We start from the raw sequence: 12,107 nt of genomic DNA on the forward strand, positions 1-12,107 counted from the left end.
TAAATTATGGTTCTAATCCCCAGACAAGTGCTCCGTCATGGTATAATGTCACCTTGCTCCATTCAGCAAAAGCTTGCTGTGTACCGCTGTAGGAATAATCATCACTTTCGTTATAGCTGCTCCAGTCCGTCTTATTGGTACGTGCCTGAATTTCTCCGCTGTTGCCTCCGGCAGCAATACTTCCCGCACCCGCAGCAAAAGATATTTCCAGATAAGAATCCGCCCCGCTCTTGGACGGCTCCAGCTTGACAAACGTTCCGTTCACATTACCGCTCCCAACCACCGCATAATCACAATGAAATTGCTGGGGCATGTCCCCGTCAACGGTGAAATAGTAGCGGAGCTTCAGCCCGCTCAGCGGCACTGCTGTAGTGCCCGTGTTCACGATACGCAATTGCGGACGCATCTGCCCGTCTCCGGTATTCGTATCGTTGTTACGGTACTCCACCCGCAAATCACCGGTTGCCGGAGGCGGTACATTCTGCGGTGTAGCACTGACTTGAAGAGATGACACACTCTCTCCTACATTGTTAGATGCAGTAATTACGTAATAATAAGTCGTTCCGTTAACCACACTGCTGTCTGTGTAGGTGCCTCCTGCCACATTAGCAATAGCAGTATACGGTCCCCCATTTACCTCTGCCCGCTTAATTACGTATCCGGTTGCACTGCCGACCGGATTCCAGGACAGGCTGACGCTGGCATTCCCGGCCGTAGCTGCAACATTCGAAGGACGTGCCGGCACCTGCGGTTCACCCGGCTGACCGCCTCCGGGCGGTATTTCGCCAAATACATGGACTCCTGCATCAAATACCGGAATATTCACCATTTTTACCGGTAAAGCTCCTGCGCCCGCTATTCCCTGATAAGAGAAGTCATTCGAATTATTCCAGAACGCCGTATTCAGCGGTCCGGCAATCCGGAACTGAACTTCCTTGCGGTAAGCGGATTGGCCTCCCGGATAAATCAGAGTTCCGGTAAAATCCACCTTGGTGTAATAAATATGATTCGCCTCATCGTACGGAAGGAGTGCAGATACCGTTGCCCCCTGATTATATCCGCCAGCTGTAACCGTAATGTCCCCAGGTCCATACCCGGCTGCTGCTGCTTCACTAAGATCCAGGTAGTAATTGAATGACATTGATTTACTGGCCCGGGCAGGCCAGCCGGAACGATTGTTAATAACCGCACGGATTTCCACAAAATTGCTTCCGCTGGCATTCACAGAGGCCTCAACAAACATTTCATCCTCCGGTGTTTCAGCTGCCGGAAAGGAGGAAAGCGGCTGCTGTCCCTGCCCGTGCAGTGTCATCATTTTGGCTAAGGCTCCTGTGAATGCTGCATTGTAATCGGTTGCAACTTCATTGGAGACATAATCGCTGATGGTATCAGTATAGGCATCCGTCTTGGAAGGTCCTCCTACCAAAGCGCCATAAAGGATATGACGGTGATTAGCCGGAGTCGACTGGCTGTCACTCCATGAGCCATGGGAAGTTCGGTGATGCGGATGCTCAGGCGCATTATCGCCAAAGCCGATTACATAGCTGCTGCTGCGCGGGTTGTCGCCCAGCATGTAGGTAATCTGCCGTTCAGCAAATGTGCGTGCCTGCTCCGCTTTAATAGGGTCGCTGACCCAATCTGCGTAGACAAATGCCAGAAAAGCATGGTTGGCCGCATATCTCAGTGCTCCCCACTGATCAAGATGTGCAAGTCCGCCGGGGGTGTATGCTACGCGGTCGCCTGTACCGTTGACGCCGGTTGTCCAGTACTGCATGTTGCGTTCGGTGGATTGAATGAACTTCGCGTCCCCGGTTATCCGCGACAGCAGCAGCTGTGCTCCGTAATGCTTGTCATCCCAGGACTGTGTCCACTGATAGCCCCATTGCCCTGACTGATTCGTGCCCCATAGATTGCTGGCGGCCACGGCCTTGTCCAGATAGGTCTGCTCACCGGTCGCCAGATACAGCCAGACCCCGCCCCAGCTCAATTCGTCGGCATAGCCGCTCCATGAATTGTAATACTGCTTGGCATCGGTAATGCTGTCCGAATAGGAGCCGCGGTAGGTATCCGCAAACGTATAGAGCTGTCTTGCGTGCAGCAGCAGTTCGTCCGCATACGCGGCATCCGAATCCCTGAAGATGATCGAGGCCGAGGCCAGTGCTGCAGCGGTTTCTGCTGCCAGATCAGAGCCGGGATGAGCAGCGTCAATTTTGTAGGAAGGACGCTGCATCTGCATCACCTCTGCCGCTCCCCACCAATTATGATCCGCCGTCCCGTTGCCAACCTGCCCCCACAGCTCATTCGGAGCGGTATGCGCCTTCATGAAGTAGTCGGTCGCCCAGCGGATATTATCCAGGATTTCCTCCAGTTGACCAGCTTGTGTATAGCCGTCCTTGTACTCGTAAACCGACCATGCCAACATCGTTGCCGTATAGGCCATAGGAAATCCAAACTTTACATGATCTCCGGCATCATACCAGCCGCCGGTCAGATCATGACCGACATCAGCACCATCCAGAAGCCCGGAGTCTCCCCGCCACTCTACACGGTTGTTCTCCGGCAGCTCGCCGGAACGCTGCGTTTCGTAAAAATAAATAGATTTCTGTAGTGCTTCTGCATAATTATAGTCGGTTGCCGCCGCTGTTCCCACAGCCGGATGAACGGCAATTCCGGTTAATGTAACCGCTAACATAAAGCTCAAGGATAACGCCCAGCCTTTCCTGATCCCTTTGCCCATCTTAGCCCTGCTCCCTCCAATTCATATTTTCGCTTCTGTTCAATAGCATATCTGCATAGCGCCTCCCCAGATGGACCATCCATTACAGCGAATAAATTGTCAGAAGAAGTCTTCCACCTCTCTTTCAACCTGCTCTTCTTGGAGAAAATCTTAGGATGTTTTTCTTTCTATGTAAATATATACCATAAATACGGACGTCTTTCTATGTGACTATAGTAGTATTTTAGAAAATTTTAGAAACTTTTGTAATTATACGCAAATCATGCGGACCGCTGCTGAATTCAAATGGACTTCCCTGTCTTTCAAAAAAAACCGCTGCTTGTGCCAAAGGAATACCAGCTTCCTGTAGCCAAACAGCGGTTTTCACCTCATTCATCTATTCTCCGGCGGAAGCAAGGAATGATCTCCTTCTTATTGCCCGCGCCGCAGTCCCTGATTATGGCGGATCTTTGCTTCATTACCCTGCTCGGTGGCCTCATAGAACACCTTGCCGGCAATTGGCTTCGGCAGGTATTCCTGCCGGACATAATGGCCGGGGAAATGATGCGGGTACTGATAGCCCTCGTGTCCGAGCTTTACCGCGCCTTTATAGTGGGTATCGCGCAGATGAAGCGGTACCTCAGCGGATTTGAGCTCTTCAATGGTATCCATAACCTTTGCAATAGCCGTAACTACCGCATCGGACTTTGGACTTTCCACCGCAAACAGAATTGCCTGTGTTACATTAAGCCGCGCCTCCGGCCAGCCGTTATTGCGGTAGGCGTCCAGCGCACTGACCGCCTGGACCATGGCCTGCGGGTTCGCCAGGCCGATATCCTCGCTGCAGGCGGCAATCAGCCGGCGAATGAAGGTCATCGGGTCCATCCCGAGCTTCTCCACGGCATATAAGAACCAGAACAGCGCGGCGTCGCTGGAGCCGCGGATGCTCTTATGAAAGGCGGACAGCACATCGTATTGGGTAGACTCGTCCGCCTTGACAATCGGCCGGCGGATAGACTCCTCCGCCACAGCCAGTGTGATGTGCACGCTGCCGTCCGGCTCCGGCGCCGTAGTCATCGCCGCCAGCTCCAGTGCATTGAGCGCCCGCCGGATATCACCGTTCGCCATCGCTGCAATATGCAGCAGCGCATCTTCGTCAGCCTGCAGCCGCATAAAGCCAAGCCCGCGCTGCTCATCAGCGAGCGCCCGCTGCATGGCCTGCATGCTGTGTCCGCTGGTCAGCGATTCCAGCTGGAACAGTGTAGAACGGCTCATCAGGGCCCCGTTCACATAATGGAACGGATTCTCTGTCGTTGCGCCGATAAAAATAATCGTGCCCTTCTCGACAGCCGGCAGCAGCGCATCCTGACGCGAGCTGTTAAAGCGGTGCACCTCGTCCAGAAACAGGATTGTCTTCGTGCCGTACAGCGCCTTGTTGCTCTGGGCCCGCTCGATGACCTCGCGCACATCCTTGACCGAGGCTTCAACCGCATTCAGCCGCACGAATTCGCCTTGCGTATGATTAGAAATGATGTGGGCGAGCGTCGTTTTGCCGCAGCCCGGGGGGCCATATAAGAGAACCGACGAGACCTGATCGGCCTGGATCGCCCTGCGCAGCAGCCTGCCCGGCCCGATGATGTGCTCTTGGCCGATATATTCATCAAGACTCTGCGGACGCATACGGTCTGCCAGCAGCCGGCCGCCTCCGGTATTGTCTCCGAGTGAGAATAAGTCCATAAATCCACTTCCTTGCTGTTAACTTTCAGGCTAGCCGCACCTGAATACTTCTCCCTATCATACCACAAAACATAGAAAGAGCATGACCTCGCTGCACTAAGCGGGCGTCATGCTCTTTGTTCAAATTTCAGGCTAGCGGTTCATCGCCAGCCGCATTTTTGAAATAATTTTGCGGATGCTTTCCTCCGAGAGGTGGTATCTCTTCTGCAGCTCGTTCACCGAGCAGCCGCTGCTGTGACTGCAGAAAATCTCCTTATTCCGGCTGGCAATCTCCTGCCTCGAGCCGCTGTTCTCACCCCATCTTACCCGTTGCTCCGTCTTCTTCGGGATGTAGAGCAATTCACCTTGAATGTATCCCTGAAGCTCTTCGAGCAGGCCCGGGGGGAGCACATCCTTCCCATTTACATAACTCACGTTGTGTTTCCTCCTTCAACAGGTGTGTCCCTTTGTGTCCGTCAATTGCCGCATCTAAAGTAATAATCATTGCACCTGCCTCCTTTCTTCAGCTCATATTTGGTAAATACCGTAAGTTCATTATATAAAACCCTATGGTTAGCGTCTACATTCGTTCTCATTTTTATTTCCAGTTCCCCTCTGAGGGGTACACCTGCACCGCTGTCAGGTGTTGTAAGTAGGGAGGCCTTGCGGCCTCCCCGTAAACAGGATTTCCGTCCTTAGACGGAAACCACCTCGTATACTGAAATCATTTCACTCAGCCTCCTTCCAGAAGTAATCTTGCCCGGCCGGACACTTATTATTAAGCCATAGCTGCCCGGGGGATACAAGATCAAGAACAGTTATAATCGTTCTTCACCAGAACCGGAAAAAGATTTATGTAGAAAAACTAATTATCAGGTCGATTAATGTCGAAATAAGTATTTAAATATGCATTACTTTATGATTATAAAAGCTTATGCTTACACAACTTTTAGGGGGAATATACTATGGCGGCTATGCGGCGTGTATTCAAGCGTATTTTTCAATTAAAGAAACTTCGGACTGAACTGATGCTGTTTATGATTACTGCTATTCTTCTGCCTTCGCTGGCTCTGACGGTAATCTCTACCTCAACCTCTGAAACGGAGCTTCGCTCCAAAATGGAGGAAACGACAAATTCAAGCATTCATCTGCTGGATAAAACACTGTCCCAGCTTGTCCAGCTGGAAATTGCGAATGTAAACAGCCTGGCTTATCAGCTTCCGTCAAGTGATATGAACGCCGGTGCAAATGCGGATTCGATCCGGGAGCATATTGACCAGTTCAAGTCTGAGCACCCTGAAATCGATATCGTAGCAGTCGGAAACAGCATCGGCCAATATATGTTCTCCCCTGACTCACGGCTTGGGGATTACGATCCGCGTGAAAGAGACTGGTATATTCAATCACTGAAGACACCGGAAAAAGCCTCGCTGATCGATCCGATCTTCTCCCGGGTTACGAACAATTTTATCCTGCCGATCTCCAGGGCTCTGCCTGACGGCCGGGGGGCGATTACAATAAGCCTTAGTCTTTCAGAGCTCATGGAGCTTGCCCAGAATGTAAGTATCGGCTCCATGGGATACGTGTATATATTGGACAGCCAGAATAAGGTTATTTATCATCCTTCCCTGGAGGCGGGTACAACCATAGGTGAAGTACAGACAGCTGCACTGGCCGGCGGGCCTGCAGGCGAAATCGCTTATAAGGATGACATCACCGGGACTGAAATGGCCGGTTATTATATCACCAATGATCTTAGCGGATTCAAGATGATCGCCGTGCTGCCCGAGGATGAATATGCACATGCTGCCTATCCGATTCTGCTGAAGTCAGCAGTTGTACTTGCTGTTGCCCTGATTCTGGCTGCAGCCGCCACCTTTATCATTATCCGCAACATTACCGCCCCGCTCATCCGGCTGAATCTTTCGGCAAAAAGAGTCAGTGAAGGTTATCTGGATGAAGCAGTGCACACCCGCCGTGCAGATGAAATCGGCGAGCTGGCTGCCAATTATAACAAGATGGTCGCCTCCCTGCGGACCATGGTCCAGGAGGTTGCCGAGACCTCGGGGCACCTGGCTGCCGCCAGTGAGCAGCTTACCGCCAGCACCAGCGAGAACAGCCGGGCTGTCGAATATGTTACCGAGCTGGTGGAGGATTCCACCCGCGGCGTTGAAACCCAGGCGTACGCTTCCTCAGAGGTTGCGACAACAATGGATGAGATGTCAGCAGCTATCCAAAAAATCGCCGCCGCTTCCCAGTCCATCGTCAGCTCTGCTGTACTGACAGAGCAGGATGTTAACACTGGCAGCAGCAAGGTACAGCATGTCGGCGAGCAGATGCAGACGATCCGTGATTCCGTTCATCAGTCCGGCAGCCTGATTGCCCAGCTCAATACACTGAGTACTAAGGTGGCTGAGACGAGCACTGCGATTTCCGCCATAGCCAAGCAGACTAATCTGTTGTCGCTGAACGCAGGCATTGAAGCGGCCCGGGCAGGGGAGCACGGCAGAGGGTTTGCCGTTGTCGCCGGGGAAGTCCGGAAGCTATCGGAAGCTACAAGGGCTAGTGCGGGAGATATCCAGGAGACCATCTCCGAAATGGTCGGGCTGATCTCCAGTGCGTATGATCTGATGAGATTGAAAGTGGCCGCAGATGTGGAGCAGGGGATGAATCTTACTCAGGAAGCAAATGAAGCCTTCGTACAGATTCAGCAGTCTACCCGCCATGTGGGTGAACAGATCCATGAAGTCTCGGCAATTACCGAGCAGATGTCCGCCAGTTCGGCTGAAGTAGCCGCTTCCGTGCAGGAAATGGCAGTCATCGCCAAAGCCGCACTCGATTCTTTCCAGAGCGTGACAGCAGCTACAGAGGAGCAGCTTGCTTCAATGGAGGAGATCACCTCATCGGCCACTGCCCTGTCCGGTATGGCAGCGGATATGCAGCAGCAGGTGGAGCAGTTCCGCTTCAGCGGAAAGAATGACAGCACCAAGGGATTATAAAGGCTATAACCGGATCAAAAGGTTCACGCAGAATAGAAAAGGACCGCACCTGTACATTACGTTCAGGGCGGTCCTTTTCTATATATCATTATTGATCAGCGGCAGTTTCCGGCCAGCCGGAAACCGTCTCTTCTCCTGCTGTCTGTACATAGGCAGGCAGGTCCCCGCCATGCAGCAGCCATAATTCATGCAGTGCACGGGTACAGCCGACATACATCAGCTTCGCGTCCCAGGCCGCAGCACCGTAATGGCCGGTATCGGCATCGGCCAGGATAACAGCATCGAACTCAAGTCCCTTGGACAGATAGACCGGCAGCACCGACAGCCCGCCGTGATAATGAGTCATGCTCCCGTCAATGAGATGCAGATCTGCGAATGGGCCGGCCAGTTCCGTGAACAGCTCCTCTGCTTCGCGCAGGCTGCGGGTCAACACAGCAACTGTGCGGTACTCACGCCCGGAGAGCGATTCCAGCGCGCTTCTTACTGCATGCAGCCGCTGAGAAGCGCCAGAGACAGCCTTAGGCGCTTCACCGCTGTAATCGATCAGCCGGACCGGGTTACCGCTGCGGAACACCGGTACAGCCAGCAGCGGGCTTTGTACGCCGGCTGACAGGATGCCGTTGGCGAATTCAATGATCTCCATCGTTGAGCGGTAGCTTCGCGTCAGTGCATGATAAGCTGTATGTTCCGGGGCGAACAGCGTCTGCATTTCAGACCATTCGTGCACCCCTTTATAAGCATGGATTCCCTGCGACAGATCCCCGAGGATTGTGAATGAATGTCCCTTCACATATAAATCCAGTACGGCAATCTGGAAAGGCGAGAAGTCCTGTGCCTCATCAATTACGATGTGGTCAAAACGCTCGGTGCCCTCATTGCCGCTGAGGAGATAATGGATATAGAGCAGCGGCGGCAGATCTTCTTCGCGCAGGATACCTTTTTTGAGATCCTTTGCGGTTTCCTTCAGCACGCTCGGCGGAATAAGCTCCGAAGCCTCCGTAGGCCAGTCCGCCGGTACCTTGGCTGCCCGGAAGATCTGTTTATAGATCATAAGCGGGTCATATTTCGGCCATTTGCCGCCGTAGGTCTTTTCGCGGGCGGCCGCCTTCTTCTTCCGTTCCTTCAGCGCGGCTGCTGACGGGCTTTTCTTCAGCTCCATCTCAATCCAGCGGTGAATCCGCGCCATTACCCGTTCCTTGCGCTTCAGCGGCGGATAAGGAGCGTACTCCTCATTATGCCAGCGCAGAATCATAGAACGGCGCAGCACAGCGCCTTCCCACGGGATGAAATCCCCTTCGGGAACCGCTCCGCTCTCCAGCAGCCGGACGGACGATTCAATGATCCCAATAAGGGCTGTTGAGCCTTTAAAGCGGCCCGGTGTTTCCTCCGTAATAGCCGGCATGCCGCCCTCGGCTTCAAACCAGCGGTTCAGCGTATCTGCCGTGTTCTGTTCAGGCAGCTCCAGGTTCAGCACAGCTGCAGCCCAGTCCGGGAAGGTGCTCTGGGCAATGTTGCCCACACCGAGCTCAGGCAGCACATCAGAAATATAGTCCAGAAACATCCGGTTAGGCGCGAATATAATCATTTTCTCTGCAGAGACCTGGTCTTTGTATTGATACAGCAGGAACGCCAGCCGGTGCAGGGCAACCGTAGTCTTTCCGCTGCCTGCTACCCCTTGGATAATCAGCGCCGTATTCTTCACTGCGCGGATAATTCTATCCTGCTCCTCCTGGATTGTCGAGACGATATCACGCAGCCGGTTGTCCTTGTTCTCACCCAGCCGGTAGACAAGGAATTCATCGGACACGGCTGGCGCGTCGCTGTTCCGGTTGTACGTATCCGCAACCCGTTCCAGAATCTGCTTCCGGATCACTACGTTGCGCTTAAGATACACGAGCCCTTCAATCAGCCCTTCCGGAGCTTCATATGAGGCCGGGTCGGTTCCCCCGATAAAAGAATAGAACAGGCTTGCTACCGGTGCACGCCAGTCGATGACCAGCGGACGGTCGCTTACCTGCTCGCGGTCCACGCCGATTTTGCCGATATAGAGCGGCTGCGCCTCTCCCTCACCGCTGCCCTGAAAGTCAAGGCGTCCGAAATAAGGCTCGTGTACGAGCTTGGCCAGATCCTTGCGCCGCTGCTCCCTGGAATCCTCCAGCACCTGCTCCGTATAATCGTGTCCTGTGTACACCGGAGTGTTCCTTAGCCTTGTAAGAATTGAGTCAATTTCGGTAAGCGTGCTGTTCAGCCTGTCTTCTTCCTCTTGATAGGCACTTTGAAAGTTCTCCTCCATTTTCAGTTACCTCCTAAAAGTTTTGATTTACCCCGTGCAAGGCTGATTCACTTACACAAAAAGGATTCCCATCATAGCACATCACCTTCAGGAAATCCAGAATAATCCTCAACCCATCAGTGCGTGCAGCACAAAGTTGGCTACGAACAGTCCCGCAATACCGTACAGTGCCGGAGGAACCTCCTTGCCTTTTCCCATTGCCAGCTTCACAATCGGATAGGTAATGAAGCCAAAGGCCATTCCGTCCACAATACTGTACGTAAAGGGAATCATCACCATAATTAAAAAGGCCGGAAACAGCTCGGTCATGTCACTGAGGTCCATTTCCCTCACACTCTGCACCATCAGGCCGCCGATAACAATCAGAATTGGGGCAATGGCGCTGTCCGGCACGTAAGCCAGCAGCGGAATGAACAGGAAGGTCGCCCCGAACAGCAGCCCGGTAACCAGCGAGGTCAAGCCGGATTTGCCGCCCGCCGCGATGCCTGCGGTCGATTCTGCGGCCGCGACCACAGGACTGCTGCCGAACAGGCCGGATGCAATATTGGCTAGGGAGAGCGCCCGCAGACTGCTCTTGAACCGTTCCGGCCGTCCGGCCATAAGGGTCTGGGAGGAGATTAGCCCGATATTTTCAAATACGACAATCAGGAGCAGCAGGAACACGGCTATCCAGAACACGAGGCTGATGACTCCGCTCCAGTCCATGCCGGCAAACACATCACCGTAACCGGTGAACACATGGCCTGCTTCCGCCGTTTCCGGCTTATGTGCCGCTCCAAGCAGATAGGCCAGCCCTGTGCCGGCGATCATACTGATCAGCAGCCCGCCGCGCGTTCCGCGGATGAACAGCACCAGTGCCAGAACCAGCGTCACACAGGAGGTAATAACCGCCGGATCACTAAAGTGCCCGATAGCGACGAAGGTCGTGCGGTGGGCGATGACGATTCCGCTTTTTTGCAGGCCGATAAAGGTCAGGAACAATCCGATCCCGACAGTAATCGCATGCTGGAGGTTGTGGGGTATGGCTTCACTGAGAATCCGGTACAGCGATGTGAACGCCACAACGGCAAACAGCACCCCGGTCAGCACAACAACCGCCAGCGCTTCGCGCCAGTCCAGCTTCATGGAATGGACCAGTGTATAGGTGAAGAACGCATTAATCCCCATGCCCGGCACAACTATAATCGGCGTTTTGCCGCCGAAGGCCATCAGCAGACAGCCGGTAACCGCCGTCAGCAGTGTCGCCACCATTCCCGCACGCAGCGGCATGCCTGCATCTTGCAGAATCGCCGCATTAACCATAACAATATATACAGAGGCAAAATAGGACAGGATTCCAGCAGCCCATTCCCGTTTCCAGTCATCTCCAGGCTCAAGACCCACGCTATTCCGCCAAAAATTCGAATTCATGTAAAAACCTCCACTGATTGTTAAGTTCCGCCCGCTATTACCCGGTTTAGCAGTCCCGTAATCGTAATGAGCGGAAAACCGCAATAAAAGGGCGCGCAGCCGGATAACCGGCTGCTTGCGCCCTTCGTCCACATTCATTTATTTGTAGTCTGAATCTTAATTATACGCTGGCTCCGCCGGCTTTCAGCAGATCATCCACAGCCACACTGACCATAATGAGGCCGACAACCGGCGGTACGAACGAATTGCTCGCCGGCGGCTGCTTGGCCTTACGGCGGTCAGGCGCATCGGCGGGAACAATTTGTTCCGTTACATCCACACGCGGCTTCACCGGCACTTCAGTTGAGAAGACAACCTTCACACCTTTTTTGATGCCTTCCTTGCGGAGCTTGGTGCGGATTACGCGGGCAATCGGGTCCATCTCGGTTTTAGAAATATCAGCTACTTTAAAGCGTGTAGGGTCCATCTTGTTCGCTGCGCCCATACTGGAAACCATAGGGATTTTCCGGGACAGGCACTCCTTTATCAGATGGATTTTGTAGATAATCGTGTCTGAAGCGTCAATTACAAAATCCGGCTTAAGCTTGAACAGCTCCTCATATGTTTCATCCGTGTAGAACATGTTCAGGGCAATTGCTTCAATCTCCGGATTGATCAGCTTGACGCGCTCGACCATCAGATCAGCTTTTTTCTGGCCGATCGTGGTCGTAAGCGCATGAATCTGGCGGTTGATATTGGTGATATCCACCGCATCCTTGTCGATCAGGATAATCCGGCCGACCCCCATCCGGGCCAGCGCTTCAACAGACATTGCTCCAACGCCGCCGATCCCCAGCACAGCTACTGTACTGTTCTTCAGAATCTCCAGACCCTCCGGCCCGATGGCCAGCTCTGTACGCGAGAACTGATGCAGCATAAGGTTCACGCCTCCTTTATTATGCAGTCTGCGGAGCAGGTCTCATTCCAATCTCCG

Annotated in this window: 8 protein-coding genes; 1 reads left to right on the forward strand and 7 read right to left on the reverse strand. The window is 53.4% G+C overall.

What is annotated here, in order from left to right; genetic code table 11:
* Positions 1–4 precede the first annotated feature (4 nt).
* From BN3772_RS17320 to BN3772_RS17330, 4 genes are all read right to left on the reverse strand, one after another.
* Positions 5–2,737 (reverse strand): glycoside hydrolase family 9 protein, encoded by a 2,733-nt coding sequence (locus tag BN3772_RS17320; protein ID WP_086074630.1) that lies wholly within the window; start codon positions 2,735–2,737, stop codon positions 5–7.
* 223 nt (positions 2,738–2,960) lie between these two features.
* The gene (locus tag BN3772_RS30700; RefSeq protein ID WP_157643612.1) at positions 2,961–3,113 is read right to left on the reverse strand and encodes a hypothetical protein; all 153 of its coding nucleotides are present in this window, start codon (positions 3,111–3,113) and stop codon (positions 2,961–2,963) included.
* Positions 3,114–3,148: 35 nt separating this feature from the next.
* Complete coding sequence (locus BN3772_RS17325; protein WP_042201001.1) at positions 3,149–4,453, reverse strand: replication-associated recombination protein A; 1,305 nt, start codon at positions 4,451–4,453, stop codon at positions 3,149–3,151.
* 132 nt (positions 4,454–4,585) lie between these two features.
* Positions 4,586–4,867, reverse strand: a complete 282-nt coding sequence (locus BN3772_RS17330; protein WP_039876272.1) for a CD3324 family protein — start codon at positions 4,865–4,867, stop codon at positions 4,586–4,588.
* Positions 4,868–5,397: 530 nt separating this feature from the next.
* On the opposite strand from BN3772_RS17330, the gene BN3772_RS17335 reads away from it, so the two are divergent.
* On the forward strand, positions 5,398–7,431 hold the full coding sequence (locus BN3772_RS17335) for a methyl-accepting chemotaxis protein (protein WP_052380556.1): 2,034 nt from the start codon (positions 5,398–5,400) through the stop codon (positions 7,429–7,431).
* 88 nt (positions 7,432–7,519) lie between these two features.
* Here the strand turns inward: BN3772_RS17335 and BN3772_RS17340 are convergent, their stop codons facing one another.
* From BN3772_RS17340 to BN3772_RS17350, 3 genes are all read right to left on the reverse strand, one after another.
* The gene (locus BN3772_RS17340) at positions 7,520–9,724 is read right to left on the reverse strand and encodes a HelD family protein (protein ID WP_042201002.1); all 2,205 of its coding nucleotides are present in this window, start codon (positions 9,722–9,724) and stop codon (positions 7,520–7,522) included.
* Between the two features lie 108 nt (positions 9,725–9,832).
* Positions 9,833–11,134 (reverse strand): NCS2 family permease, encoded by a 1,302-nt coding sequence (locus tag BN3772_RS17345; protein WP_042201003.1) that lies wholly within the window; start codon positions 11,132–11,134, stop codon positions 9,833–9,835.
* A gap of 160 nt (positions 11,135–11,294) precedes the next feature.
* Positions 11,295–12,050 (reverse strand): tRNA threonylcarbamoyladenosine dehydratase, encoded by a 756-nt coding sequence (locus BN3772_RS17350; RefSeq protein ID WP_042179614.1) that lies wholly within the window; start codon positions 12,048–12,050, stop codon positions 11,295–11,297.
* Positions 12,051–12,107 lie beyond the last annotated feature (57 nt).

The sequence above is a fragment of the Paenibacillus camerounensis genome, assembly GCF_000723885.1.
Lineage (GTDB): Bacteria > Bacillota > Bacilli > Paenibacillales > Paenibacillaceae > Paenibacillus_AQ > Paenibacillus_AQ camerounensis.